The sequence below is a fragment of the Stenotrophomonas muris genome, assembly GCF_052751275.1.
In genome coordinates this window covers 2,924,201-2,950,297 of sequence record NZ_CP199879.1, presented here as the reverse complement: position 1 = coordinate 2,950,297, position 26,097 = coordinate 2,924,201, and the positions used below count along the sequence as shown (strand labels likewise).

General features: G+C 68.1%; 27 protein-coding genes. 10 read left to right on the top strand and 17 right to left on the bottom strand.

The window, feature by feature from the left end; all coding sequences use genetic code 11:
- Nucleotides 1-29: 29 nt before the first annotated feature.
- From ACUVWL_RS13860 to ahpC, 5 genes are all read right to left on the bottom strand, one after another.
- Nucleotides 30-986 carry a transaldolase gene (locus ACUVWL_RS13860; protein WP_049440146.1) on the bottom strand — a complete coding sequence of 319 codons (957 nt, stop codon included), beginning with the start codon at nt 984-986 and terminating at the stop codon, nt 30-32.
- A gap of 50 nt (nt 987-1,036) precedes the next feature.
- Nucleotides 1,037-1,441: a nucleoside diphosphate kinase regulator gene (rnk, locus tag ACUVWL_RS13855; protein ID WP_014036052.1), complete on the bottom strand. Its 405-nt coding sequence runs from the start codon at nt 1,439-1,441 to the stop codon at nt 1,037-1,039.
- Between the two features lie 123 nt (nt 1,442-1,564).
- Entirely contained in the window at nt 1,565-2,527 is a 963-nt protein-coding gene (locus tag ACUVWL_RS13850; protein ID WP_014646003.1) for a LysR substrate-binding domain-containing protein, read from the bottom strand.
- Nucleotides 2,528-2,612: 85 nt separating this feature from the next.
- Nucleotides 2,613-4,205: an alkyl hydroperoxide reductase subunit F gene (ahpF, locus tag ACUVWL_RS13845; RefSeq protein WP_014646004.1), complete on the bottom strand. Its 1,593-nt coding sequence runs from the start codon at nt 4,203-4,205 to the stop codon at nt 2,613-2,615.
- A gap of 224 nt (nt 4,206-4,429) precedes the next feature.
- Nucleotides 4,430-4,993, bottom strand: coding sequence for an alkyl hydroperoxide reductase subunit C (gene ahpC / locus ACUVWL_RS13840; RefSeq protein ID WP_005408159.1), 564 nt, complete (start codon nt 4,991-4,993; stop codon nt 4,430-4,432).
- Between the two features lie 322 nt (nt 4,994-5,315).
- Here ahpC and prmC point away from each other — a divergent pair, with 322 nt between their 5' ends.
- Both prmC and pip read left to right on the top strand, forming a co-directional pair.
- The gene (prmC, locus tag ACUVWL_RS13835) at nt 5,316-6,173 is read left to right on the top strand and encodes a peptide chain release factor N(5)-glutamine methyltransferase (RefSeq protein WP_445978465.1); all 858 of its coding nucleotides are present in this window, start codon (nt 5,316-5,318) and stop codon (nt 6,171-6,173) included.
- Nucleotides 6,174-6,221: 48 nt separating this feature from the next.
- Complete coding sequence (gene pip / locus ACUVWL_RS13830) at nt 6,222-7,163, top strand: prolyl aminopeptidase (protein ID WP_010481800.1); 942 nt, start codon at nt 6,222-6,224, stop codon at nt 7,161-7,163.
- Nucleotides 7,164-7,306: 143 nt separating this feature from the next.
- On the opposite strand, the gene ACUVWL_RS13825 is transcribed toward pip, so the two are convergent.
- The gene (locus tag ACUVWL_RS13825; RefSeq protein ID WP_014646007.1) at nt 7,307-8,191 is read right to left on the bottom strand and encodes a LysR family transcriptional regulator; all 885 of its coding nucleotides are present in this window, start codon (nt 8,189-8,191) and stop codon (nt 7,307-7,309) included.
- A 105-nt stretch (nt 8,192-8,296) separates the two neighbouring features.
- Here ACUVWL_RS13825 and ACUVWL_RS13820 point away from each other — a divergent pair, with 105 nt between their 5' ends.
- A complete protein-coding gene (locus ACUVWL_RS13820) occupies nt 8,297-9,715 on the top strand; it encodes an MFS transporter (protein ID WP_032956978.1) in 1,419 nt (472 codons plus the stop codon).
- A 136-nt stretch (nt 9,716-9,851) separates the two neighbouring features.
- On the opposite strand, the gene ACUVWL_RS13815 is transcribed toward ACUVWL_RS13820, so the two are convergent.
- The 4 genes from ACUVWL_RS13815 to ACUVWL_RS13800 are packed head-to-tail and all read right to left on the bottom strand — an operon-like array spanning nt 9,852 to nt 12,706.
- Nucleotides 9,852-10,649, bottom strand: coding sequence for an N-formylglutamate amidohydrolase (locus tag ACUVWL_RS13815; RefSeq protein ID WP_014646009.1), 798 nt, complete (start codon nt 10,647-10,649; stop codon nt 9,852-9,854).
- On the bottom strand, nt 10,642-11,196 hold the full coding sequence (locus ACUVWL_RS13810) for an NUDIX hydrolase (RefSeq protein WP_024957736.1): 555 nt from the start codon (nt 11,194-11,196) through the stop codon (nt 10,642-10,644). Before ACUVWL_RS13810 ends, ACUVWL_RS13815 begins: the two co-directional genes overlap by 8 nt.
- Nucleotides 11,193-12,128, bottom strand: coding sequence for a 5'-3' exonuclease (locus ACUVWL_RS13805; RefSeq protein ID WP_014646011.1), 936 nt, complete (start codon nt 12,126-12,128; stop codon nt 11,193-11,195). The genes ACUVWL_RS13810 and ACUVWL_RS13805 overlap by 4 nt, the downstream gene beginning before the upstream one ends.
- On the bottom strand, nt 12,125-12,706 hold the full coding sequence (locus ACUVWL_RS13800; RefSeq protein WP_014646012.1) for a nitroreductase family protein: 582 nt from the start codon (nt 12,704-12,706) through the stop codon (nt 12,125-12,127). Before ACUVWL_RS13800 ends, ACUVWL_RS13805 begins: the two co-directional genes overlap by 4 nt.
- Nucleotides 12,707-13,037: 331 nt before the next feature.
- On the opposite strand from ACUVWL_RS13800, the gene ACUVWL_RS13795 reads away from it, so the two are divergent.
- Nucleotides 13,038-15,359, top strand: coding sequence for a DUF1631 domain-containing protein (locus ACUVWL_RS13795; RefSeq protein ID WP_041863077.1), 2,322 nt, complete (start codon nt 13,038-13,040; stop codon nt 15,357-15,359).
- A gap of 52 nt (nt 15,360-15,411) precedes the next feature.
- Nucleotides 15,412-16,491 (top strand): NAD(P) transhydrogenase subunit alpha, encoded by a 1,080-nt coding sequence (locus ACUVWL_RS13790; protein ID WP_262216491.1) that lies wholly within the window; start codon nt 15,412-15,414, stop codon nt 16,489-16,491.
- A 120-nt stretch (nt 16,492-16,611) separates the two neighbouring features.
- Here the strand turns inward: ACUVWL_RS13790 and ACUVWL_RS13785 are convergent, their stop codons facing one another.
- From ACUVWL_RS13785 to ACUVWL_RS13775, 3 genes are read right to left on the bottom strand one after another with little or no spacing between them, the layout of a single operon-like run.
- The gene (locus ACUVWL_RS13785) at nt 16,612-17,064 is read right to left on the bottom strand and encodes a DUF3106 domain-containing protein (RefSeq protein WP_014646015.1); all 453 of its coding nucleotides are present in this window, start codon (nt 17,062-17,064) and stop codon (nt 16,612-16,614) included.
- Nucleotides 17,065-17,067: 3 nt separating this feature from the next.
- Nucleotides 17,068-17,397 (bottom strand): hypothetical protein, encoded by a 330-nt coding sequence (locus ACUVWL_RS13780; RefSeq protein WP_126411755.1) that lies wholly within the window; start codon nt 17,395-17,397, stop codon nt 17,068-17,070.
- On the bottom strand, nt 17,394-17,978 hold the full coding sequence (locus ACUVWL_RS13775; protein WP_445978464.1) for an RNA polymerase sigma factor: 585 nt from the start codon (nt 17,976-17,978) through the stop codon (nt 17,394-17,396). Before ACUVWL_RS13775 ends, ACUVWL_RS13780 begins: the two co-directional genes overlap by 4 nt.
- Nucleotides 17,979-18,076: 98 nt before the next feature.
- Between ACUVWL_RS13775 and ACUVWL_RS13770 the strand changes: the two genes are divergently transcribed.
- Nucleotides 18,077-18,397, top strand: coding sequence for an NAD(P) transhydrogenase subunit alpha (locus ACUVWL_RS13770; RefSeq protein WP_014646018.1), 321 nt, complete (start codon nt 18,077-18,079; stop codon nt 18,395-18,397).
- Nucleotides 18,394-19,854, top strand: a complete 1,461-nt coding sequence (locus ACUVWL_RS13765; RefSeq protein ID WP_032956961.1) for an NAD(P)(+) transhydrogenase (Re/Si-specific) subunit beta — start codon at nt 18,394-18,396, stop codon at nt 19,852-19,854. The genes ACUVWL_RS13770 and ACUVWL_RS13765 overlap by 4 nt, the downstream gene beginning before the upstream one ends.
- Nucleotides 19,855-20,034: 180 nt before the next feature.
- Here ACUVWL_RS13765 and ACUVWL_RS13760 read toward each other — a convergent pair whose 3' ends face one another.
- Nucleotides 20,035-20,454, bottom strand: coding sequence for a hypothetical protein (locus tag ACUVWL_RS13760; protein ID WP_041863078.1), 420 nt, complete (start codon nt 20,452-20,454; stop codon nt 20,035-20,037).
- Between the two features lie 122 nt (nt 20,455-20,576).
- Here ACUVWL_RS13760 and sufT point away from each other — a divergent pair, with 122 nt between their 5' ends.
- From sufT to ACUVWL_RS13745, 3 genes are all read left to right on the top strand, one after another.
- The gene (gene sufT, locus ACUVWL_RS13755) at nt 20,577-21,128 is read left to right on the top strand and encodes a putative Fe-S cluster assembly protein SufT (protein WP_005415385.1); all 552 of its coding nucleotides are present in this window, start codon (nt 20,577-20,579) and stop codon (nt 21,126-21,128) included.
- Between the two features lie 59 nt (nt 21,129-21,187).
- Nucleotides 21,188-22,282 (top strand): branched-chain amino acid aminotransferase, encoded by a 1,095-nt coding sequence (locus tag ACUVWL_RS13750; protein WP_014646022.1) that lies wholly within the window; start codon nt 21,188-21,190, stop codon nt 22,280-22,282.
- Nucleotides 22,283-22,753: 471 nt separating this feature from the next.
- Nucleotides 22,754-24,496 carry a S8 family peptidase gene (locus ACUVWL_RS13745; RefSeq protein WP_197606791.1) on the top strand — a complete coding sequence of 581 codons (1,743 nt, stop codon included), beginning with the start codon at nt 22,754-22,756 and terminating at the stop codon, nt 24,494-24,496.
- Nucleotides 24,497-24,584: 88 nt separating this feature from the next.
- On the opposite strand, the gene ACUVWL_RS13740 is transcribed toward ACUVWL_RS13745, so the two are convergent.
- The 3 genes from ACUVWL_RS13740 to wrbA all read right to left on the bottom strand — a co-directional run bounded on the left by ACUVWL_RS13740 (nt 24,585) and on the right by wrbA (nt 26,075).
- Nucleotides 24,585-25,070, bottom strand: coding sequence for an asparaginase domain-containing protein (locus ACUVWL_RS13740; RefSeq protein ID WP_010481766.1), 486 nt, complete (start codon nt 25,068-25,070; stop codon nt 24,585-24,587).
- A gap of 79 nt (nt 25,071-25,149) precedes the next feature.
- Nucleotides 25,150-25,485 carry a DUF2069 domain-containing protein gene (locus ACUVWL_RS13735; protein WP_227864570.1) on the bottom strand — a complete coding sequence of 112 codons (336 nt, stop codon included), beginning with the start codon at nt 25,483-25,485 and terminating at the stop codon, nt 25,150-25,152.
- Nucleotides 25,482-26,075: an NAD(P)H:quinone oxidoreductase gene (gene wrbA, locus ACUVWL_RS13730; protein ID WP_069118531.1), complete on the bottom strand. Its 594-nt coding sequence runs from the start codon at nt 26,073-26,075 to the stop codon at nt 25,482-25,484. Before wrbA ends, ACUVWL_RS13735 begins: the two co-directional genes overlap by 4 nt.
- Nucleotides 26,076-26,097 lie beyond the last annotated feature (22 nt).

Here is a 26,097-nt window from a genome sequence, read left to right as displayed (position 1 = left end):
ACGAGGGGCTCAGCCGTTGGCCGGAATCCTCACAGTGCCGCGCGGATCCGCTCGCGCAGCGCTTCCAGATCCTTGGCAAACGCATCGATACCGGTCGCCAGCTTCTCGGTCGCCATCGGATCGGCCGCCAGGTCTGCTGCGAACGTCGCCGCATCGATCGGGGGCACCGCCGCGCCATCAGCGGCACCGGCCACCAGCTTGCGCGGCAGCGCGCCGTGGTCGGCGTCCAGCTTCTCCAGCAGGTCCGGCGAAATGGTCAGGCGGTCGCAGCCGGCCAGCGCTTCGATCTGTGCGGTCGAACGGAACGAGGCGCCCATCACCACCGTCTTCGAACCGCGGCGCTTGAATTCGGCATAGACGCCGCGCACGAACTTCACGCCCGGGTCTTCGTCGATGCTGGCCGGGGTCTGGCCGTTGGCCACGTACCAGTCCAGGATGCGGCCGACGAACGGGGAGATCAGGAACGCGCCGGCCTCGCTGCAGGCCAGCGCCTGGGTCGGGTTGAAGATCAGGGTCAGGTTGCAGTCGATGCCTTCGGCCTGCAGGATGCGCGCGGCTTCCACGCCTTCCCAGGTCGCGGCGATCTTGATCAGGATCTTCTCGCGCGGCACCCCGGCATCGGCGTACATCTGGATGAACTGGCGGGCCTTGGCCACGGTGGCGGCGGTGTCGTGGGCCTGGTCGGCGTCCACTTCGGTGGACACGCGGCCCGGCACCAGCGTGCTCAGCAGCGCGCCGACGCCGATGGTCAGGCGGTCGGCCACGGCGTGCACCACGGCTTCGCGGTCGCCGGCCTGCTGGCGGCCCCAGGCCAGTTCGCGTTCGATCAGTTCGGCGTAGACCGGCAGGTCCAGCGCCTTCTTCACCAGGGTCGGGTTGGTGGTGCAGTCCACCGGCTGCAGGCGCTTGATCGCCTCGTAGTCACCGGTATCGGCAACGACCACGGACAGTTCGCGCAGCTGGGACAGTTTGGACGGGGTACTCATTACGGCTCCTGGTGCAGGGGGATCGAATCGCGCGCGGTGCGCAGCGGTAATCAGGGGCGGTCGTTGTGGACCGCAGTCACGCGCAGGCGCAGCTTGCGGCCGCCGGGCGCGTTCCAGTCGATGCTCTGGCCGATGGCCAGGCCGAGCAGGGCACTGCCGACCGGGGCCAGCACGGAGACCTTGCCTTCATCGACATTGGCTTCGCGGGGGAAGACCAGGGTCAGGACGTGCTTTTCGCCCGACACTTCATCTTCGCACTCCACGCGCGAATGCATCATGACGATGCCTTCGGGAATCTGGTCCGGTGCCAGCACGGTGGCCCGGTTGAGTTCTTCAGCAAGCGCGAGCGCGGCAGGCGTCTGGCTCAGCGCAGGGGATTCGAGCATGGCGTCCAGGCGGTCCATGTCGAAGGTAGAAACGGTGATCGACGGCGGCAGGCCGCTGGCGGTGTTCATGGTGAAGCTCCTTGGTTGAAAGCCATGCAAAAGGCGGCACCTGCTGGCGCCGCCTGTCTGTATTGTGGGGACAAATGCGGCCGGAATCGACTCCTGCCGATTCCGGGCCGGTGCTGCGGGGGCTCAGCCGTTCAGCGCGGGGCCGGGCAGGGCCGGTGCATCGCTGCCGGCATCGAGCGCCTCCAGCGTGAACAGTGCCTGCGGCAGGCGCTTGAACTGGTCGGCCAGCTCCATCAGGAAGTCGTTCATGGCCGAGCTGCGGCGCCAGATCATGGCGATGCGGCGGCTGGGACGGCCTTCGCCGGTGAAATCGAGCAGCCGGATGTTGTTCGAGCGCGGCACCGGCGGCTGCACCGACAGGCTCGGCAGCAGGGTGATGCCGACGTCGGCGGCGACCATCTGCCGCAGGGTTTCCAGGCTGGTGGCGCGGAATTCGGACTTCTCGTTGGCGCCGAACAGGCGGCAGACTTCCAGCGCCTGGTCGCGCAGGCAATGCCCGTCTTCCAGCAGCAGCAGCTTCTGCGTGGCCAGTTCCTGCACGTCCAGGTGTTCGCGGCGGGCCAGCGGGTGGCGCCCGGACACGGCCAGCAGGAACGGTTCCTCGAACAGGAATTCGGCATGCAGCTGGTCGTCGATCACCGGCAGGGCCAGCAGTGCGGCGTCGAGCTTGCCTTCGCGCAGGCGGTCCAGCAGCACGTCGCTCTTTTCCTCGACCAGCAGCAGTTCCAGCTCCGGGAAGCGCTCGCGGATGCGCGGGATCACATGCGGCAGCAGGTACGGGCCGAGGGTCGGGAAGATGCCCAGGCGCACCGTGCCGGCTTCCGGATCGCGGCTGCGTCGCGCCGCTTCCTTCAGCTGTTCCACTTCGGACACGATCACCCGCGCCCGTGCCGCCGCTTCCTGGCCGGCCGGGGTCAGCATCACCTTGCGCGGTGCGCGTTCCACCAGCGGCAGGCCCAGCTCTTCTTCCAGCTTGCGGATCTGCGTCGACAGCGTGGGCTGGCTGACGAAGCAGGAGGCGGCAGCCCGGCCGAAATGCTTGTGGTCGGCCAGGGCTACCAGGTACTTCAGATCACGTAGGTTCATCCTTACACCCCAGGGGTAACGGACCGGCTGACGGCGTGGTTACCCGACAGGCAGACAATGTTCCCGGTGATCTGGGAACGGTGGATCAGGCTGCTTCAGCAACGGCACCGCTGCTGTTGCTCACCGACGAGCGGATCAGGTGGTCGAACGCACTCAGTGCGGCGGTCGAGCCGGCGCCCATGGCAATGATGATCTGCTTGTAGGGCACCGTCGTGCAATCGCCAGCGGCGAACACGCCCGGCAGGTTGGTCTGGCCGCGGTCGTCGATGACGATCTCGCCGCGCGGCGACAGCGCCACCACATCCTTCAGCCACTCGGTGTTGGGCAGCAGGCCGATCTGCACGAAGATGCCTTCCAGCTCGACGCGGTGGGCATCGCCGCCGACGCGGTCCTTGTAGACCAGGCCGGTGACGCGGCTGCCGTCGCCCAGCACTTCGGTGGTCTGCGCGCTGGTCAGCACGGTCACGTTGCCCAGGCTGCGCAGCTTCTTCTGCAGCACTTCATCGGCGCGCAGGCTGGAATCGAACTCCAGCAGGGTTACATGCGACACGATGCCGGCCAGGTCGATGGCCGCTTCCACGCCGGAGTTGCCGCCGCCGATCACCGCCACGCGCTTGCCCTTGAACAGCGGGCCATCGCAGTGCGGGCAGTACGCCACGCCCTTGTTGCGGTACTGGTCTTCGCCCGGCACGTTCATCTGCCGCCAGCGCGCGCCGGTGGACAGGATCACCGAACGCGACTTCAGTACCGCGCCGTTTTCCAGCTGCACCTGCACCAGGCCGTCTTCGCCGGCCGGCACCAGCGCACTGGCGCGCTGCAGGTTCATGATGTCCACCTCGTACTCGCGCACGTGCTGCTCCAGCGCCGTGGCCAGCTTGGGGCCCTCGGTCTCCTTCACCGAAATGAAGTTCTCGATCGCCATGGTGTCCAGCACCTGGCCACCGAAACGCTCGGCGGCGATGCCGGTACGGATGCCCTTGCGTGCGGCATAGATCGCCGCTGCAGCGCCGGCCGGGCCACCGCCCACCACCAGCACGTCGAAGGCGTCCTTGGCGGCGATCTTCTCCGCATCGCGCTTGCCGGCGTTGGTGTCCAGCTTGGCCACGATCTGCTCGAGGGTCATGCGGCCCTGGTCGAAGATTTCACCGTTGAGGTACACGGTCGGCACCGACATGATCTCGCGCTTCTCGACTTCGTCCTGGAACAGGGCGCCATCGATGGCCACGTGCTGGATGCGCGGGTTGAGCACCGCGGCCAGGTTCAGCGCCTGCACCACGTCCGGGCAGTTCTGGCAGGACAGCGAGAAGTAGGTCTCGAACCGGTAGTCGCCTTCCAGGTTCTGCACCTGCTCGATCAGCTCGGCGGTGGCCTTGGACGGGTGCCCGCCGACCTGCAGCAGCGCCAGCACCAGCGAGGTGAACTCGTGGCCCATCGGCAGGCCGGCGAAGGTCAGGTGGATGTCCTGGCCCGGGGTGCCCAGGTCGAAGGACGGCACGCGGCCCTGGCCATCGCGCAGCACCTGCAGCGAGATCTTGTCCGACAGGCTGTCCAGGGTCTGCAGCAGTTCCAGCATTTCCTGCGACTTGGCGCCGTCGTCGGCGTGCGCGGTGATCTGGATCGGGCGGGTCACGCGCTCCAGATAGGTCTTCAGCTGCGACTGCAGGTTGGCGTCCAACATCGGTCTTCTCCTGGCTTCAGGCAAACAGAGGGCGTGGCACCGCTGTACAAGGTAGCGGACCAGCTGGGGGTAGGGGTGAACCCAAGACAGCGACCGTGGAAGGGGCTGGCTGGCCAAGGCGGGCGAGCGTTGGCTGTCTTGGGTTCACCCCCACGCCGGCGGGGGGACCGGCACGGGGATGAAGGGCGCGCCGCGGCGTGGGGCCACGGCAGGCCGGTACTGCCTTAGATCTTGCCGACCAGGTCCAGCGACGGGGTCAGGGTCTTCTCGCCTTCCTTCCACTTGGCCGGGCAGACCTGGTTCGGGTTGGCGGCGGTGAACTGGGCAGCCTTCAGCTTGCGCAGGGTCTCGGACACGTCACGGGCGATCTCGTTGGAGTGGATCTCCAGGGTCTTGATCACGCCTTCCGGGTTGATGATGAAGGTGCCGCGCAGGGCCAGGCCTTCTTCCGGAATGTGCACGCCGAAAGCGTTGGTCAGCTGGTGGGTCGGGTCGCCGACCAGCGGGAACTGGGCCTTGCCGACGGCCGGCGAGGTCTCGTGCCACACCTTGTGCGAGAAGTGGGTATCGGTGGTGACGATGTAGACCTCGGCGCCGGCCTTCTTGAACTCGGCGTAGTGGTCAGCTGCGTCCTCGATCTCGGTCGGGCAGTTGAAGGTGAAGGCGGCCGGCATGAAGATCAGGACGGACCACTGGCCCTTCAGGCTGGCGTCGGAAACCTTGATGAACTCGCCGTTGTGGTAAGCGTTGGCTTCGAACGGCTGGATCTGGGTGTTGATGAGGGACATCATTTTTCCTCTTGGTGAAGGGGAGTGGGTGAATCGACAGGAGCTAGGTTACCCATTCGCTGGCGATAAGAACAATGCATTGATTGCATCTATTTGATAGATGGAGTCTATCAAAATGCACTGAGCAGGCACTGAACCCGGCCGCTTTCATCCTGCAACTGACTGTGTGACAAGGAAAATCTCGCCGGACCGCTGCCTGGGGCCGATAGCCCCTCCTTATCCCGTCCGGGGGAAACTGAACGGATTCCGATTTTGTAGAGCCGAGCCCATGCTCGGCTGTTCCAGAAGCAGCCGAGCGTGGGCTCGGCTCTACAATTGCGGAATGCCTTTCCAAACCGAACCCACCCTGCGCCAGATCGTGGCCGAGGCCAGTGTCCGCCTCGGCAGCGTCGAAGCCCGCCATGAGGCGGAGCTGCTGCTGCTGCATGTGCTGGAACGCCCACGCAGTTGGCTGTTCGCGCATGCCACCGATCCGCTGGCCGCCGCCGACCAGGCCGCCTTCGAGACGCTGTTGGCCCGCCGCGTGGCCGGCGAGCCGGTGGCCTACCTGACCGGCCGCCGCGGATTCTGGACGCTGGATCTGGAGGTCGATCCGGCCACGCTGATCCCGCGCCCGGAGACCGAACTGCTGGTCGAGCTGGCGCTGGAACGCCTGCCGCAGGACCGTGCGCTGCGGCTGGCTGACCTGGGCACCGGCAGCGGCGCGATCGCCTTGGCGCTGGCCAGCGAGCGGCCACAGGCACAGGTGCTGGCCACCGATGCCAGCCCGGGTGCGCTGGCCGTGGCCGCACGCAATGCCGCGCGCCATGAACTGCGCAACGTCCGCTTCGCCGAGGGCGGGCACGATTGGTACGCGCCGTTGCAGGGCATGCGCTTCGACCTGATTGCGAGCAATCCGCCGTACATCGCCAGCGACGACCCGCACCTGCGACAGGGCGACTTGCGCTTCGAACCGGCCTCCGCGCTGGCGTCCGGTGTGGACGGCCTGGATGACATCCGCTGCATCATCGACGGCGGCCAGGCGCATCTGCTGCCCGGTGGCTGGTTGCTGATCGAGCACGGATGGGACCAGGGCGCGGCGATCCGCGCGCTGTTCGACGCCGCCGGTTTTGCCGAGGTGCAGACCGTGCAGGACCTGGAGCAGCGCGACCGCATCACCCTGGGCCGGCGACCGGCCTAGAATGGGGGTTCTCCTGCCCCGGCAGGGCATCACCCTGGAGCTGCAAGCATGCGTACGCTGTACCCCGCCATCACCCCCTACGACGTCGGCACCCTGAAGGTCGACGACCGCCACACGCTGTATTTCGAACAGTGCGGCAACCCGGACGGCAAGCCGGTGGTGATGCTGCACGGTGGCCCGGGCGGTGGTTGCAGCGACAAGATGCGCCAGTTCCATGACCCGTCCAAGTACCGCATCATCCTGTTCGACCAGCGTGGTGCGGGTCGATCCACCCCGCACGCGGACCTGGTGGACAACACCACCTGGGACCTGGTCGCCGATATCGAGAAGCTGCGCGAGCACCTGAAGGTCGATCGCTGGCAGGTGTTCGGTGGCAGCTGGGGCTCGACCCTGGCCCTGGCCTATGCCGAGACCCATCCGCAGCGCGTGACCGAACTGGTCCTGCGCGGCATCTTCATGCTGCGCCGCTGGGAGCTGGAATGGTTCTACCAGGAAGGCGCCAACCGCCTGTTCCCGGATGCGTGGGAGCATTACCTGAAGCCGATCCCGTCGGTGGAGCGTCATGACCTGATCTCGGCCTTCCACCGCCGCCTGACCAGCGACGACGAAACCACCCGCCTGGAAGCCGCCAAGGCGTGGGCGGTGTGGGAAGGCGCGACCAGTTTCCTGCACGTCGATGATGACTTCATCAACAGCCACGAAGACCCGCACTTCGCCCTGGCCTTCGCCCGCATCGAGAACCACTACTTCGTCAACGGTGGCTTCTTCGAGGTGGAAGACCAGCTGCTGCGCGACGCGCACCGCATCGCCGACATCCCGGGCGTGATCGTGCACGGCCGCTACGACGTGGTCTGCCCGCTGGCCAACGCCTGGGACCTGACCAAGGTGTGGCCGAAGGCGAAGCTGGAAATCACCCCGGCCTCGGGCCATTCGGCGTTCGAGGCCGAGAACGTGGACGCGCTGGTGCGCGCCACCGATGGCTTCGCCTGATCGGTAGTGCCGGCCGCTGGCCGGCAATGCCTTGCCGGTCCGTTTCGCCGCCGGCCGATGTGGCTCGCCGGCCAGCGGCCGGCGCTACCGGATACCCAAGGGTTCTGACCCCGCCGAAACCTTCATCCACGCATGGCGTGGATTTACCAATCCCCGGCCAGCAACGCGTCGGCCAGCACCTGCAGCTTTGGCGAGTGCTGGCGCGACGGTGGGTAGATCAGCGACAGCGCGCGGCTGCGGCCTTCAAGCGGCTGCAGCACGCGTTGCAGGCGGCCGTCAGCCAGCGCGTCGGCCACCGCGAAATCCATCACCTGCACGATGCCGATGCCGGCGATGGCCGCTTCCACCAGCGGATCGCCACTGTCGAACACCATCCGCGTCGGTGGGGTGAAGTCGCGCAGTTGGCCCTCCTGCAGGAACTGCCAGTCCACCAGCCGGCCACTGCGCAGGTTGCGCACCGCCAGGCACGCGTGATCCCGCAGCGCGGCCACATCGTCCGGTGCGCCACAGCGGGCCAGATACGCGGGGCTGGCCACCGTCACCCAGCGCAGCGGACGCAGCGGGCGCGCGACGATGCGCTGGTCGGCGATGACGCCGGTGCGCAGGGCGGCATCGAAACCTTCCTCGACCAGATCGACCAGACGGTCACTGAGCACGGCCTCCACCTGCAGTTGCGGGTGCTGTTGCAGCAACGGCGCCAGCAGCGGTACCAGCACCTTGCGCCCGAACATCGAGGGCGCGCTGATCTTCAGGGTGCCAGCGGGCGTGCAGGGACGGTCGGCCAACTGGCGTTCGGCATCCTCCAGGCCACACAGCAGCGGTGCCACCTGATCGACGAACTGGCGGCCATCCGGGGTCAGCGCCACGTTGCGGGTGTTCCGCTGCAGCAGCTTCACCCCCAGCGTGGCCTCCAGCCGGCCGATCGCGCGCGACAGGCCGGACTGGCTCAGGCCCAGCTGCCCGGCGGCGACGGTGAAACTGCGGGCTTCGGCCACCTGCACCAGCATGCGCACTGCATTGAGGTCCATCGAAGTTCCATTCATGATGAAAATCATGACAGATATGGCTGGCAGGGGGTTTATTGATTCGGTCGCATCAATGAGACTGCGCTCCCCCACCGCGCCAGACCGCCGATGCCTCCCCTCAAGTACCCGCGCTGGGCGCTGACCCTGCTGGCCACTGCCCAGCTGATCATCGCCCTGGATGCCACCATCATCTTCGTCGCCCTGCACGACATGGGCCGCGCGCTGCAGATCAACGCGCAGCAGCTGCAATGGGTAGTCAGTGCCTACACCGTGGCGTTCGGCGGCAGCCTGCTGCTGGGCGGGCGCGCCGCCGACCTGATCGGCCGCCGCCGCTTCTACCGGCTGGGCATGCTGCTGTTCGCGCTGGCGTCGCTGTTCGGCGCGCTGGCGCCGAATGCCACCCTGTTGATCATCGCGCGCGCGGCGCAGGGCATCGGTGCCGCGTTGCTGTTCCCGGCCACGCTGGCGCTGATCAACACGTTGTATGCGGAAGGCCCGGTGCGCAACCGCGCACTGGCGATCTGGAGCATGGCCAGTGCGGTCGGCCTGGCGCTGGGCACGCTGCTCGGTGGCGTGCTGACCCAGGCGTTCGGCTGGCCGGCGGTGCTGGCGGTGATCGTTCCGCTGGCCACCGCCTGTGCAGTCGCGGCCGGCGCGTGGTTGCCGGCCGATGGCCCGCGTGTGCAGGGCCGTTCCTTCGATCTGGCCGGTTGCCTCACCGTCACCGCCGGCGGCAGCCTGCTGGTCACCACCCTGGTGCAAGGGCCGGAGTGGGGCTGGACGGCACGGGCCACGCTCATCTGCCTGCTGCTTTCAGCCGTGCTGTTGACGGTGTTCGTACAGATCGAAAAGCGCAGCCGTGACCCGCTGATGCAGTTTGCGCTGCTGCGCCTGCCCGGCCTGCGCGCGGCACTCGGCCTGACCTTCGCCTTCATGAGCAGCTATGGCGTGCAGTACTACTTCCTGGCGCTCTACTTCCAGGATGGTTACGGCTGGAGCCCGCTGCAGGCCGGCATGGCCTTCCTGCTGCCGACCGTGGTGTGCACCTTCGGCATCCGCATTGCCGAACGCATGCTGCGGCGCCGTTCGCCACGGCAGGTGCTGGCCTGGGGCTTCGCGGCCGGTGCCATCGGCATCACTGCGGTGGCGCTGGCGATGCCGCATGGCGCCGGTTACTGGCCGCTGCTGCCGGGCATCGTGGTGCTCAGCGTGGGCCAGGGCATGAGCTGGACGGCGATGTGGATCGTGGCCGGGCAGGGCGTGCCGGGGCCGCAGCAGGGTGTGGCGTCCGGCATGGCCGCCACCGCACAGCAGATCGGCGGCGCGTTGGGACTGGCGGTACTGGTGATGGTGGCCAACGCCGCGCGCGGCACGCAGGAGGCAACCAGCCCTGATGCGCTGCAGGGCATGGTCAATGCGCAGTACGGCGCCGCGCTGTTCGCCGCGCTCGGCGTGGTGATCGCGCTGGGCCTGCGCCCGGCGCCGGTCGAATCGGCTGCTGCCGTCTGCCCGGTCAACGAGGCATGATTGAAGGCGCTGCCGTAGGTGGATGTGCCACGCCTGCGGTGGTGCCGGCCGCTGGCCGGCAACCTCGGGGTGGTTGGATCATTGAGGTTGCCGGCCAGCGGCCGGCACTACCGATACGGGATGGGTCCAAGAGCGTTCAACCGAACGCCAGCAACTGTGGCTGCAAGGCGCTGAAGATCCGCGCCAGCCGCTCCGCCCACGCCTGCTGCCCGGCGGCATCGGCGATCAGGTCCTGGCGGATCTCCAGTTCCACGTGCACCAGGCCGCGCCCTTCGCCGTGCACCGGTACCGCGTAGTCGCTGGTGCTGCTGACCGAATACGGTTCGTTGTCACCCACCACCAGGTCGCCTTCATCGCGCAGTGCCTGCAGCAGTGCATGCGCAAAGCGCGTGTCCTGGTGGTACAGCACGCCGGCGTGCCACGGCCGCTGCGTGCCGTTCATCACTGGCGTGAAGCTGTGCATCATCACCAGCAGGGTGGGGCGGCCGGCATCGCGGCGTGCATCCAGTTCCGCGTCGATGCGCGCATGGTAGGGCGCGTGGATCGCATCGATGCGCTGCTGCCGCTGTGCAGCCGACAGCCTGGCATTGCCCGGGACCACGGTGTGGTCGCTCACTTCCGGAATCAGCGTCGGCGAGGCCAGTGGGCGGTTGCAGTCGATCAGCAGCCGCGAATAGGTCTGTTCGATCGCCCATGCATCCAGCCGTTCGGCCAGTGCGCGGGTGGTGCCGGCGATGCCGATGTCCCAGCCGATATGGCGGTCCAGCTCGGCCTGGGCCAGGCCGAGCCCGGTCAGCGCGCGTGGCACCTGCTGGCCGGCGTGATCGGCCAGCAGCAGGTAAGGCGAGGCGCCCTGCGGCCGGTGGAGGGTATAGATCGCCGGGTCGTCGGCGCCCAGCAGCGCCGGCAGTACGTGCAGATCGGCGTCAGCCACGCGGGCGCCCGTCCAGGTGGTGCTCGATCATCCACAGGCCCGCCCAAAGCTTGGCATCCAGCTCATAGCCTTCGCCCATCTTCTGCACCAGCCAGGCCGCCGCCTGCGCGCGCGGAATCTCGTGCACGGTGATGTCTTCGCTGTCATCGCCGCCACCTTCGCCGATCCGGCGCAGGCCGGTGGCGCGTACGAAGGCGATCTTCTCGCTGCTGGCGCCGGAGGACGTCGGGCCGATCATCAGCACTTCGGCGTGATCGGCGGTCCAGCCGGTTTCTTCTTCCAGCTCGCGCACGGCCGAGACTTCGATCGATTCGCCGGCGTGGATGTCGCCGACCAGGCCGGCCGGCATCTCGATGGTGGGGGCCTGCAGCGGCACGCGGAACTGTTCGACGAACAGCACCTTGTCCTCCGGGGTCACCGCGATGATGATCGCGGCCAGGCCACCGGCATGGGTACGTTCGCTGTATTCCCAGGTGCCGCGTACCAGCATGCGCTGGTACTTGCCTTCATAGACGACACGCGGGGCTTCGGTGTTGCGCTGGCTCATGCGGGCTCGCTGTGGGTGGGAAGAATATCGGGTACGCCGGCGGCATCGAACAGCCGGCGGCGGGTCATCGGGCCGAAGCGCAGGGTCTGGCACAGGCCGCCGAGCAGCTCGGGGTCGGCGGTCTGGCGCAGCAGGCCGGGTTGGCTGCCTTCCAGCGGCGCGTCCAGCGCGATGGTGGTCAGCTGGCGCCAGAGCAGGGCGTGCTCGCGCTGCTCGCGCAGGCGCACCGCCATCTGGGCGGCACCGCGCAGGCGCAGGAACGGCACTTCGTCCAGGCGTTCGTACAGCGCATCCAAGCTGCCGAAATGGGCCAGCAGCACGGCGGCGGACTTGCTGCCGACACCACTGACACCGGGAATGTTGTCCACCGCATCGCCGCACAGCGCCAGGTAATCGGCAATCTGGTGCGCGTGCACGCCGTGCCTTGCCTTCACGCCGGCCACGTCCCAGCGCTGGTTGCGGGCGTAGTCCCACTGTTCGTCGTGATCCAGCAGCAGCTGCGACAGGTCCTTGTCGGCGGAGATGATCACCCCGCGATGGCTGCCGCGGTGCACGTGCAGTGCGCTGCCGATCAGGTCGTCGGCTTCGTAGTCGTGGTGGGCGAGGACGGCAAGGCCCAACGCCGCGCACAGCGCCTTGCAGTGCACGAACTGGCGCTTGAGCGCTTCCGGTGCCGGATCACGGTTGGCCTTGTAGGCCGGATACAGGCGGTGGCGGAAGCCGCTGTCGAGCGCTTCGTCGAAGGCAATGGCGATGTGCCGCGGGCGCTCGCGCTCCAGCAGGTCCAGCAGGAAGCGGGCGAAGCCGTGCACAGCATTGGTCGGCCAGCCCTGCGCGTCCTGGAACTGGTCCGGCAGCGAGTGCCAGGCGCGGAACACGTAGATGCTGGCATCGACCAGGTACAGCGACGGCGGCGGTGCCGGCAGGGTCATGCCGGCGGCGTCCAGTCCTGCAGCAGGGTCGCTGGGTCGGGGCGCTCGCGCTCGGGCACGTCGGCCTTGGCGGTGCCGATGTGGATGAAGCCGGCGATGCGTTCACCCTCGACCAGGCCCAGGTGGGCCTGCACGACCGGATCGAAGGCCATCCAGGCCGTCAGCCACTGTGCGCCGAAGCCAAGCGCCTGCGCGGCCTGCAGCAGGGCGAAGCAGACGCAGCCGGCGGTCATCAGCTGTTCCTGTTCCGGCACCTTCGGGTCCGGGCGCGGGCTGGCGACCACCACGATCACCAGAGGGGCGTGGCTGAAACGCTGGCGGTCCTTCTCGAACACGGCCTCGCCGGCATGCGGGTCGCGCTGGCGGCTGCGCTTGGCCAGGAAGTCGCCCAGAGTGTGACGTGCATCGCCGGCGATCTTCAGGAAGCGGAACGGCACGCGCTTGCCGTGGTCGGGCACGCGCACGGCCGACGCCAGCATCCGCTGCAGGGTGGCCGGGTCCGGGCCGGGCTCGCCCAGTTGCCGCGAAGGCACTGAGCGGCGGGCATCCAGGGCGAGCAGGGCAGCGGGGTCGGGCATGGAGTCTGAACCGGTCATCACGGGTGTTTGATTATAGTCGGGGTGGTCAATGACGCCGTCTGTGTCGCGTCCGGCCCCTGAATACCAAACTGTGATGAACATCATGCCACTGGCGGGAAACGGACAGCCGCTTCCCCTCGCCTCGTGGGCCTTGCACGGCTTACGATACCCCTCTTGCCGGGCCGCCGGTCATGAGGTTTGAAGTGAGGACTGTTTCACTGTCCGTGACGGGCTGGCCGGCCTACCATCGACGTTCCGGTACATGGGGTGTGCCGGTCGTCGCGATGTCCATGCTGTCTGTCGTACCAGAGAAGGTGGGGAGCCTTCCCGAATGATGAGCGTGCCCACACCGATGGGATCGCCGGGCCGTGACCCGGCCCAGCTCCAGCTTGCCCGGGACATGGTCCTGCCCGCGCTGTGCCAGGCCTTCGGGGCCGCACTGGCGCGATTCGACGATGCCCTGTTCGACCGCGCCGGCAATGCCGGCTCGTCGCAGTTGCTGTTCCTGGACGCGATGCGCGAACTGCGCCGCCGCCGTGAGGAGATCGCTGCCGCCTTCGCCGGCCACCTGCAGCAGGCGTGGGCCGCATTGGCGGCCGGTGAGCCGCTGTCGGCCGAGGCGACCCTGTCGGGGCCGGCCGAGGATGGCCTGAGCCTGCTGGCCGAACACGTACTGGAATCGCGGTTGGCGGTGCGCAATTTCGCCACTGTATTGCTGCGTGACTTCAAGCCGGTGCTGGCGCGGCTGGACCGCCGCCTGGGCCGGTTGATCGGCGGCGTGGAACTGGACGCCGACCACAATCCCATCAGCCCCGAACATCTGGGCGTGGCCATCCACGAGGCCTTTGCCGGTTGCGAACTGGCCCCGGAAGTGCATCTGGTGCTGATCAAGCTGTGCGAGCGCGACCTGCGTGCACCGGTCGGCCGCATCTACGAGAAGCTGGACGAGCAGCTGGCCGCAGCCGGCGTGATGTCGCAGATGGGGGCTCCGCAGCGCCCACAACCGCCGGCACCGGATCCGCGCATGACCGGGATGCTGGATGACCTGGTCGAGCATCGCCACGGCGCGGGCGTCGATCCGGGGTTCAGCGATGACGAGCAGGCCGCACCGGCTTGGGCGCAGCGCTTTGCCGCCCGCTGGTCCGAGCGCCGCGGGCATATGCAGCAGCACCTGGGCGGCGATGATGGCGCCGCCGGCGAGGCCTACGCCGGCCAGCAGGGCATGCTGCTGGAAGCGTTGCACGAACTGCTGCAGCAGACCCGCCATGTGCGTGAGGACGCCACGTCTGCGGCACAGGTGGCGGTCGGCCAGCAGCGCCCGCTCAGCCAGCGCGAAATGATGTCGGTGCTGTCGCTGCTGCAGGCCACGCCGAGCGCGACGCTGCGTGCAGCCATCGGCGAGGACGGCGAATCGCTGGCGCAGCGGCTGAAGAGCGAAGTGCTGTCCAGCGCCACCCAGCTCGGCGTCGATCCGGGCCAGACCCGGCTGGACCCGCAGGATGAGGATGCCATCGACCTGGTCGGCATGCTGTTCGACGTGATGCTGGACGAGCGTGAACTGGAAGGCCGCTCGCGCGAACTGATCGGCCGCCTGGTCGTGCCTTTCGTCAAGGTCGCCATGCTCGACCGCCGCATGTTCGTGCAGAAGACCCATCCGGCGCGCAAGCTGCTCAATTCGCTGGCCGAGGCCTGCGAGGGCAACACCGGCGAGAGCCAGGCCGAGCGCATGCTGATGGCCAAGGTCGAGGAGATCATCGAGCGCCTGGTGGCCGAGTTCAACGAGAACCTGGCGATCTTCCTGACCCTGGAAGAAGAATTCCGCGAGTTCCTGGTGCAGCATCGCCGCCGCGTGGAAATCGCCGAGCGTCGCGCCGCAGAAACGCAACGCGGCCAGGAAAAGCTGGAAATGGCCCGCACCCGGGCCGGTGCGGAACTGGATCGTCGCATCGGTGATGCCACCCTTCCGCCGGCCATTGCCGAGTTCCTGCGCCAGCCCTGGCAGCACCACCTGACCCTGGCGCTGCTGCGCGAGGGCGAAGAAGGCGCGTCGGTGGCCGAGGCACTGAGCCTCGGCGACGGCCTGCTGGAGGAAGTGGCCGAGGCACGCCGGCAGATTGTCGGCAAGCCATGGCTGCAGGCCTGGCAGCCGGTGCTGGCCAAGGTGTTTGCCAGCGTCGGTGTGCACGGCGATGCGGCTACCGGTGCGATCGACGCCCTGCACGACACGTTGCAGGGCATCGCCGAGTCGCGGCCGGAACTGCAGCGCGCGCTGCCCGAGCTGCCGCAGGTCGCGCTGCCGGCACCGCCGGTGGCCGAATCGCCAGCGGTGGAACTCAGCGGGCAGATCGATGCCGACGATTTCGACAACGCCGATGCCGACCGCTTCCGACGCATGGAAATCGGCAACTGGTTGGACTTCGTCGACAAGGACGGCAAGGTCCAGGCGGGCAAGCTGTCCTGGGTCAGCCCGATTTCCTCGCGCCTGCTGTTCGTCAACCGTCGCGGCGTGCGCTTCTGCGTGGCCTCGCCAGAAGAGCTGGCGGTGATGGTGCGGCTCGGCCGCCTGCGTGCCCACGTTGACGATGGCGCCTTCGACAGCGCCATGCAGGGCGTGATCGACCGCCTCGACCCGGGCAGCACCACCCTGCACTGAGTGCTGGCTGCCTGCTAGGATCGGGAAAACTCACCGATCAGCGGGGACCTGCATGGCCGTGGCGTTGCTGGGGATCAAGGAGACCGCGCCGGGTGAACGGCGCGTGGCGTTGACACCGGAAACCGCGCGCAAGCTCGGTGCCCTCGGCATTACGGTCTGGTACGAGGCCGGCGCCGGGCTGGCCGCCGGCTTCACCGATGCCGCCTATGACGACGCCGGCGCACGTGTCTTCGACGCGGGCCGCTGGGCCGAGATCGATATCCTGCTGTGCGTGCAGGCACCTCCTGCGACGGTGCTGGAGCAGCTCAGGCCCGGTGCCAGCGTGGTTGGCCTGCTGGCCCCGGCCAACGATCCGGCGCTGGCCGCGCTGGCGGCCGATGATCGCCTGCAGCTGTTCCCGCTGCAGCAGCTGCCGCGCACCACCCGCGCGCAGGCGATGGATGTACTCAGTTCGCAGGCCGGCATGGCCGGCTACAAGGCCGCGCTGATTGCCGCCGAACGCGCGCCGCGCTTCTTCCCGATGCTGACCACCGCCGCTGGCACCGTGCGACCGGCCAAGGTGCTGGTGATCGGTGCCGGCGTGGCGGGCCTGCAGGCCATCGCCACCGCGCGGCGCCTCGGTGCACAGGTGGAAGGTTTCGATGTGCGCCCGGAAACCCGCGAGCAGATCCAGTCACTGGGTGCGCGCTTCCTCGATCTTGGCGTGAGCGCGGCCGGTGAAGGCGGCTACGCGCGTGCGTTGACCGACGAGGAGCGCGCCGAGCAGCAGCGTCGGCTGGCCGACCACCTGCGCAGCGTGGACGTGGTGATCTGCACGGCTGCCGTACCCGGTCGGCCGGCGCCGACCATCGTGACCGCCGCGATGGTGGAGGGCATGGCCACCGGCAGCGTCATTGTCGATCTGGCGGCCGAGAGCGGCGGCAACTGTGCACTGACCCAGCCGGGGCACTGCATCGAACACCAGGGCGTGACCATCGATGGTCCGCTGGGCCTGGCCAGTCGCGGCGCGACCCAGGCCAGTGAGATGTATGCGCGCAACCTGCTCAACTTCGTTGCGCTGTTCGTGCGCGAGGGGCGGCTCGGTTTCGACTGGGACGACGAGCTGCTGGCAAAGACGCGCTGGCAGGCATGAATGACGTGGAGTCAGATCCCTTTGCCTCTGGCAAAGGGATCTGACCCCGATCTCCCGCAATCTGCCAGGGGTCGGATCCCTTTGCGTCAGCAAAGGGCTCTGACCCCGTTCCCCGGGGCCTTACCGCGGCTTCGCCGGCGGCGGGTTGTCGCGCACCCAGTCCCGGCGCTGCTCCGGCGTCATCTGCGACCAGCGCTCGCGCAGCGCGTCGCGCTGTGCCGGCGGCATGTTGCGCATCTGCCCGAACAGGGCGCGTGCCTGTTCACGCTGTTCCGGGCTCATGTGCTCGAAGCGGCGCAGGCCGCGGCGGGCCTTGTCGCGCTCCTCCGGGCTCATCGATTGCCAGCGCTGGCCGTGCGAGAGCATGCGCTGGCGCTGGCCGGCATCAGCGCTGTTCCAACGGTCGCGCAGCGGCGCCAGCAGGGACTCTCGCTGGGATTCGCTCAATTGCTCCCACGCAGGCAATGGCGCGACCGGTGCGGCAGGGGCGGGCGTGGCGTTCTGCGCCAGCGCCGGAACGGCCGGCAGCAGCGCCAGGGTCAACAGCAGTGGCAGGGCAAGCAGTCGGGACATGATTTACTCCATCGCCAGGTCGGTATCGCCCAGCCACAGGTACAGATCGGGATTCTCGTCGTAGAGCGCGCCGTTGTCTTCCACTGAAGCAAGTACGGGGTCCGGCGGCGGACCCGCAAGCGTGCCATGGCCGGTGAACTGCAGGCCGATGCCCAGTGCAACCACCAGTGAGCAGGCGCTGGCCAGCCACCAGCGCCAGCGCCCACGATGGGTGGTGGCCGTGGCGCCGTGGCGAGCTTGGCGCAGCCGGGCCAGCGTTGCCGGCGCCAGCGCCTGCAGCGACTGCGCGTGCAGGCGGCGCAGGGTGTCATCGGAAGGCAGGGAGCGGTTCACGGGTGGGTCTCCAGGTAGTCCTGCAGCGCCTGCCGGGCGCGTGCCAGATGGGTTTTTACCGCGCCTTCGCTGCAGCCCATGGCGCGGGCGGTGGTGGCCCCGTCCAGGTCCTGCAGCACGCGCAGGGTGAAGGCCTCGCGCTGGCGGGCGGGCAGGGTGCGCAACGCGTCCACCAGCTGCTGGTACTGCTGGCGCTGCTCATGTGCCTGTGCCGGGTCCGGGCCGGGATCGGCCCAGTCGATCTCGCCGCCTTCCGCGTCCTGGTTGTCGCGCCAGAACGGCAGGCGGAAGCGGCGCCGGCGCTGCAGGTCGATCACCCGGCGGCGCAGGATGCTCCAGAACAGCGGCGCCCATTCGGCGGCCGGCTTGTCGGCGTAGTCCAGCATGCGCAGCAGCGCGTCCTGCACCGCATCCATGGCGTCTTCGCGCTGGCGCAGGCCGGCCTCGGCGAAGCGGAACGCACGCGGGCCGACGCTGGCCAGGAATGCCTCCAGCGATGCCGGCAGGGCATCGGTCTCGGCGCTCGGGGGGGCGGGGCTGCTCACCAGCACAGGGTACGGTTCCTCGCTCGGGGTCACCATCGACAACGCGTGAGCGGCGCTCCGGTTGACGCCGGGTGCGCGCCGGGTTCAGCCCATGGTTATGATGGGCCGACGAAGACAGAGCAGGAGCGTTGCCGGTGAGTGACGGGTTCGTAGCGCTGTACATCTTCATGCTGGCAGCCATCGCCGGCCACGTGATCATTTCGCGGGTGCCGGTGATCCTGCATACCCCGCTGATGTCGGGCTCCAACTTCATCCACGGCATCGTGCTGATCGGCGCGATGGTGGTACTGGGGCATGCGCAGACGCCGCTGGAGAAGGCACTGGGCTTCCTGGCCGTGGTGCTCGGCGCCGGCAATGCCGCCGGTGGCTACGTGGTCACCGCGCGCATGCTGGAAATGTTCAAGCCGAGCGCGCCCAGGGGCGGCAAGGACGAACCGAAGGAGCCGCAGGCTTGAACATCAGCACCGTCGAACTGCTCGACTGGCTGGTCAAGGCCAGCTACCTGGTCGCCGCCACGCTGTTCCTGCTCGGCCTGCAGCGCATGGCCTCGCCGCTGACCGCGCGCAGCGGCATCCGCTGGGCCGGGCTGGGCATGCTGCTGGCCACCGCGGCCACCTTCTTCCTGCCCGAACTGCACAACGTGCCGTTGATCCTGGTGGCACTGCTGCTGGGTGCGGGCCTGGCCTGGTGGTCGGCCGGCAAGGTTGCCATCACCGACATGCCGCAGATGGTGGCGCTGTACAACGGCATGGGCGGCGGCTCGGCGGCGGCGATCGGCGCGGTGGAACTGCTGCGCTATGCCTTCCTGGCCCACCGCGATACCAGCCACTGGAGCGCGCAGGCGCTGGCCGACCTGGCCGCGCGCCAGCCGTCCGGCACGATGCTGCTGCTGGCGGTGGTCGGCGCGGCGATCGGCGCGGTGTCGCTGTCCGGCTCGGTGATCGCCTGGGCCAAGCTGGATGGACGCCTGGACAAGCGCGTGACCTGGCCCGGCCAGCAGGTGATGAACCTGCTGGTGGCGCTGGCGGTGGTGGTGCTGGCGATCATCGCGGCCAGTACGCTCAGTGCCTGGGCGATCGTCGCCTTCTTCGTGCTGGCACTGGCGCTGGGCGTGCTGATGACGCTGCCGATCGGCGGTGCCGACATGCCGGTGGTGATCTCGCTGTACAACGCGTTCACCGGCCTGGCAGTGTCGTTCGAAGGTTATGTGCTGGGCAACGAGGCGCTGATCATCGCCGGCATGATGGTCGGCGCGGCCGGCATCCTGCTGACCCGGCTGATGGCCAAGGCGATGAACCGGCCGATCCGCAACGTGCTGTTCTCCAACTTCGGCGGCGGTGCTGGTGGCGAAGCGCAGGCGATCAGCGGCGCGCAGAAGCCGATCGAAGCCCCGGATGTCGCGGCGATGATGGCCTACGCCGAACGCGTGGTGATCGTGCCTGGATACGGCATGGCCGTGGCCCAGGCCCAGCACAAGATCTGGGAACTGGCGCAGCGGCTGGGCCAGCGCGGGGTGAAGGTGAAGTTCGCCATCCACCCGGTCGCCGGGCGCATGCCCGGGCACATGAACGTACTGCTGGCCGAAGCGGGCGTGCCCTACGACCTGATCGCCGACATGGATGACATCAATCCGGAGTTCACCAACACCGACGTGGTACTGGTGATCGGTGCCAACGACGTGGTCAATCCGGTCGCGCGTACTGATCCGGCCAGCCCGATCTACGGCATGCCGGTGCTGGACGTGGTCAACGCGCGCAACGTGGTGGTGATCAAGCGCGGCAAGGGCACCGGCTTCGCCGGTATCGAGAATGCGCTCTTCTACGCTGACAATACCCGCATGCTCTATGGCGACGGCGCCGAAGCGGCCGCCTCGCTGGTGAGCGAGCTGAAGGCGCTCGACGGCGGGCATTGAAGACCGGGGTCGGATCCCTTTCCGCAGGACAGGGCTCTGATCCCTTTGCCGGCCAGCGGCCGGCACTACCGGATCCGCGCGTGGTGGTTGCATCTGGTAGGTGCGGGCCTTGGTCCGCACGCTTTTGCCGGCCAGCGGCCGGCACTACCCCCCATCCGCGCGTGGCGTGGATCTACGCGCTCAGCGCGCCAGCCAGGCGCCGACGACCACGGCCACGGCCAGCCACAGCCATTCCATCGCGCCATTGGCCAGGGTGATCAGGGTCCAGGCCAGGTGCGGGCCCATCCGCGTGGTGGCGTCCCACAGGTCCAGACCGATCGAGCCGCCCATCCAGGCGCTGGCGATGGCCCAGTTGGCCACGGCGGCCACCAGCAGAGTGCCGAGCACGACCAGGGCGATGCGCAACCGGCCCGGGCCCAGTGTGCCCAGGCGCAGCATGAACACCAGTTCCAGGGCGGACACTACCGCCATCCAGCCGACCTGTCGGCCGGTCATCAGCGCCAGGACCATCCAGGCGAGGGGAGCAACAAGCAGACCCAGCAACAGCATGAGGGACCAGAGCCAGGTGACGGTCCTGGCACGCGTGGCAATGGAGGACATCGAAGCTCCCTGAAGATCACCCACAGGATACTGTGGTTTGCCGCAGTGCACCGGCGGTGCCGGGGCGGCTGGGCTAGAATGCCGTCTTGCGTGGCCCCGGCCACGGCCCCATATCGGTCCCCATGTATTCCCGTAGCAGCGAACCTGTCCACTTCGAACGCGATTGCGAGGCCGTGATGGTCCCGCAGGGCGATACCGTGACCCTGCCTGCCGGCAGCTATGGGTACATCACCCAGGCGCTGGGCGGCAGCTATTCGGTGTTCGTCGAGGGCAACCTGTTCCGCATCGCCGGCAAGGACGGCGACGCCATCGGCAAGGAGGCGCCGGCACCGCTCGAGCTGCCGGCCGACGCCACCGATGAGCAGGTGGAACAACTGGTGTGGCAGCAGCTGCGCACCTGCTTCGACCCGGAGATTCCGGTCAACATCGTTGAACTGGGCCTGGTCTATGAAGTCGAGATCAAGCATCTGGACGAAGGCAAGCGCGAGATCGACGTGAAGATGACCCTGACCGCACCGGGCTGTGGCATGGGCGAGATCCTGGTCGACGACGTGCGCAGCAAGCTTGAAATGATCCCGACGGTGGCCGAGGCCGACGTCGACCTGGTGTTCGACCCGCCGTGGAACCAGCACATGATGTCCGAGGCGGCGCGGCTCGAGACCGGCATGCTTTGACCCAGGGCCCGCAGTGACGCGGGCCCGGCACTACCCGCAACCAGAACAGGAATCCTCCGGTGTCCCAGTCCATTCCCAGCTTCGCCGTCACCCGTTCGGACCACCCGCGCAGCGCTGAAGAGCGCGCCAAGATCCTGGAGAAGCCGGGCTTCGGCCTGCACTTCACCGATCACATGGTGGAAGTGCGCTGGGACAAGGATGCCGGCTGGCACAACGCCAGCGTGCGTGCCTACGGCCCGCTGCAGCTGGACCCGGCCGCGGCCGTGCTGCACTACGGCCAGGAGATCTTCGAAGGCATCAAGGCCTACCGCCATGCTGACGGCTCGATCTGGACCTTCCGCCCGGATGCCAACGGCCGTCGCCTGCAGCGTTCGGCGCAGCGCCTGGCGCTGCCGGAACTGCCGGTGGAGATCTTCGTCGAATCGCTGAAGCAGCTGATCGCCGTCGACAGCGAGTGGGTGCCGTCGGCCGACGAGTCGAGCCTGTACTTCCGCCCGTTCATGATCGGCGACGAAGCCTTCCTCGGCGTGCGCGGCGCGCACAAGGCCGGCTACTACGTCATCGCCAGCCCGGCCGGCCCGTACTTTGCCAAGGGCGTGGCCCCGGTGTCGATCTGGCTGTCCACCGAATACGCGCGCGCGGCCAAGGGCGGCACCGGCGCCGCCAAGTGCGGTGGCAACTACGCCGCCTCGCTGCTGCCGCAGCAGAAGGCGCAGGCGCAGGGCTGCTCGCAGGTGCTGTTCCTGGACCCGGTCGAAGGCAAGTACCTGGAAGAACTGGGCGGCATGAACGTGTTCCTGGTCTACAAGGACGGCACGCTGGTCACCCCGGAACTGTCCGGCAGCATCCTCGAGGGCATCACCCGCGAGAGCATCCTGCAGCTGGCGCGCGACCGTGGCATGAAGGTCGAAGAGCGCAAGGTCAGCATCGACGAGTGGAAGGACGGCGTGGCCTCCGGTGCGATCAGCGAAGTGTTTGCCTGTGGCACTGCGGCGGTGGTCACCCCGATCGGCCAGCTGAAGGGCGAGGGTTTCTCGGTGGGCGACATCAACGCGCCGGCCGGCGAAGTGACCATGTCGCTGCGCAAGGAACTGACCGACATCCAGTACGGCCGCCTGCCGGACCGGCACAACTGGCTGGTCAAGCTGGGCTGATCGCTCACGCTGAACTGTAGAGCCGAGCCCACGCCCGGCTGCGTTTCTGGAAAGCCCGTCCCTGTGACGGGCTTTCTGCGTTGTGGACAGGTGGGTGGGGTCAGATCCCTTTTCCGTGGGAAAAGGGATCTGCCCCCCCCACTCCGACCCCGAATCGGCGGATGCCGATGTCGGCAAAGTCATCGCAGGACAGGTGATGACCCAGTCAGGTGTGTGCAGAAGATGAGAAAGTTCCTTCACCTTCACAAACCCTCGACCCGGGAAGTCTCAGAACGAACATTTCATCTTGCTGAAAAGACGCTGAAAATCTTGTGGTGTCCGGTTTTGGTCATTAGCGTCATCTGCACGGCGGATCGATAGGGGGATCCGCTGACTCGCCGGACTTCGAACCTCGCCAACGCAAGCCAGCCCATGGTTCGGGCCGGTGCTTCTGCCGATTCCGGCATTCACACCACTAGAAAGGGAAATACGATGTCCCAGGTAACGCAACCGCGTGTGCGTCGAGTGTGGGTGGTCCTTGGTGCGTCCGTTCTGTCATCGCTGCTGCTGGCCACGCCTGCGCTGGCCGGTGACGTCCAGCTCAGCGGCCTGCAGTCTGCGCCGACGCACCAGCGCTTCATCGTGAAGTACCGCGACGGCAGTGCGCCGGTGGCCAACACCACCGCACTGGCCTCTTCGCTGAAGAGTGCCGCCGCCGGCCTGGCCAGCAGCCAGGGCCGTGCGCTGGGCCTGCAGCAGGTCCGCAAGCTGGCCGTCGGCCCGACCCTGGTCAGGACCGACCGCCCGCTTGACCAGGCTGAATCCGAGCTGCTGATGCGCAAGCTGGCCGCCGACCCGAACGTGGAATACGTCGAAGTCGACCAGATCATGCGTGCGACGCTGACCCCGAATGACACCCGCTTCAGCGAACAGTGGGGCTTTGGTACCTCCAACGCGTCGATCAACGTGCGGCCGGCCTGGGACAAGGCCACCGGCACCGGCGTGGTGGTGGCCGTGATCGATACCGGCATCACCAACCATCCCGATCTCAACGCCAACATCCTGCCCGGCTATGACTTCATCAGCGATGCCGCGATGGCGCGCGATGGCGGTGGCCGCGACAGCAACCCGAACGACGAGGGCGACTGGTATGGCGCCAACGAGTGCGGCTCGGGCATCCCGGCGTCCAACTCCAGCTGGCACGGCACCCACGTCGCCGGCACCGTGGCGGCGGTGACCAACAACAGCACCGGCGTGGCCGGCACGGCGTTCAACGCCAAGGTCGTCCCGGTGCGCGTGCTCGGCAAGTGCGGCGGCTATACCTCCGACATCGCCGATGCGATCGTGTGGGCCTCCGGCGGCACCGTCAGTGGCGTGCCGGCCAATGCCAATCCGGCGGAAGTCATCAACATGTCGCTGGGCGGCGGCGGCACCTGCTCGGCCACCTACCAGAACGCGATCAACGGCGCGGTCAGCCGCGGCACCACCGTGGTGGTCGCCGCCGGCAACAGCAACACCAACGTGTCCTCGTCGGTGCCGGCCAACTGCGCGAACGTGATCGCGGTGGCGGCCACGACCTCGGCCGGTGCGCGTGCCAGCTTCTCCAACTATGGTGCCGGCATCGACATTTCCGGCCCGGGCCAGAGCATCCTGTCCACCCTCAACACCGGCACCACCACGCCGGGCAGCGCCAGCTACGCGTCCTACAACGGCACCTCGATGGCGGCGCCGCATGTGGCCGGTGTGGTGGCCCTGATGCAGTCGGTGGCGCCGAGCCCGCTGAGCCCGGCACAGGTCGAGAGCATCATCAAGAGCACCGCACGCCCGCTGCCGGGCGCCTGCTCGGGGGGCTGCGGCGCCGGCATCGTCGACGCCAACGCGGCGGTCACCGCAGCGATCAACGGCGGTGGCAACCCGAACCCGGGTGGCAACGTGCTGCAGAACAATGTGCCGGTGACCGGCCTGGGCGCCGCGACCGGTGCCGAGCTGAACTACACCGTCGCCGTCCCGGCCGGCAGCACCCAGCTGCGCGTGGCAATCAGTGGCGGCAGCGGTGATGCCGACCTGTACGTGCGCCAGGGCAGTGCCCCGACCGATACCACCTACACCTGCCGTCCGTACCTGAGCGGCAACAGCGAGACCTGCACCATCAACAGCCCTGCCGCCGGCACCTGGTATGTGCGGGTGAAGGCGTACAGCACCTTCTCGGGCCTGACCCTCAGCGCCCAGTACTGAGCCCAAGTCCCTCTCCAAGGGCACGCCCTGGCTTCGGCCGGGGCGTTTTTGTCCGGGTGGGTGCCGACCTCGGCCGGCACGCTGTTCCTCAGACCGACTCGAAACGGTTCGCCGCCACGTTCTTGCGCACATGCTGGGGGTCGAAGATCCGCCCGTTCATCGCGATGTACACGCCGCTCGGCAGCGACTGCACCGCACCGATCGCACAACCGATGTTGAACTCCGCATCCGAGCCGCGGAAGCGTGCCGGGCTCAGCGCACCGGTCATCACGATGGTCTTGTCCGGGATCGTCGCCAGCACCTTGCCTGTCTGCACCATCGAATCGGTGCCGTGGGTCACCAGCACGTGCCGGGTGGGCTGCGCGGCGATGGTGGCGCGGATCAGCTCGCGGTCTTCGTCGTTGATGTGCAGCGAATCCTTGCGCAGGATCGGAATCACGTTGAAGCGGAACGTCACGCCCAGCTCGCGCAGGATCATGCCGATCTGCGGATCGCCGATCTGGTAGTCCGACTTGTCGTCGAAGTAGATCTTGTCGATCGTGCCACCGGTGGTGACGACCAGGAGCTCTTCCATCATGTGCATGCGCGAAACCAGGACAGGGACTGCGGCGCGGGGCCAGGAATGCAGATGATAAGGCCCTGGGCGCGCAGCGTCAGCGCCGCCTGCCGAAGCGGGCGCGCAGGCCGGGCAGGCTGGCGCTGAAGATCACCAGCAGCGCCAGCGCGATCTCGATCAGCGCCAGCCAGCGCGTCTCCGGGTGGCTCCAGGCGCTCATCACGCCGTGGCTGAACCAGCCCAGCGCCAGCACCGAGGCCCAGAAGCCGGCCTTGCGCCAGCCCAGGCGCACGGCGATGGCCAGCGCCAGCGGTGGCGCGGTGAACACCAGCTGGGTGGCCAGCCAGTGCCTGTCATTGATGAACCAGCCTGCGAACAGCGCGGCCAGCCCCATCAGGGCCAACAGCAGGACCGTGCGCGGCGCGCGGTTCATCGGGCCAACCGCTGCGCGATGTCGGCCACCCGGCGCCCCAGCGCGCGCGCCAGAACCGCTTCGTCGTCGGTCGGCTGCGGATCGTCGGCGGCACCGGCCACGTGGCTGGCGCCATAGGGCGTGCCGCCACTGATGGTGTGGCTCAGCGCCGGTTCGGTGAACGGGATGCCGACGATCACGCAGCCGTGGTGCAGCAGTGGCACCTGCATCGACAGCAGGGTCGATTCCTGGCCGCCGTGCATCGAGGCGGTGGACGTGAACACGCCGGCCGGCTTGCCGGACAGGGTGCCATTGACCCATTCGGCGCCCAGCCCATCCAGGAAGTGCTTGACCGGCGCGGCCATGTTGCCGAAGCGGGTGGGGCTGCCGAGCAGCAGGCCCTGGCAGTCGACCAGGTCCTGCACGCTCACGTAGGGGGCGCCATCGTCGGGTACCGGTGGCTGCGCGGTCTGGGTCACGGCGGCCACCGGCGGCACCGTGCGCAGGCGCGCGGTCATGCCCGGCACTTCGCCGATGCCCCGCGCGATCTGGCGCGCCAGCCGTGCCACCGAACCGCCCCGGCTGTAGTACAGCACCAGAATCTCGCCCATCGTGCCCGCTTCTCCTCGTCGT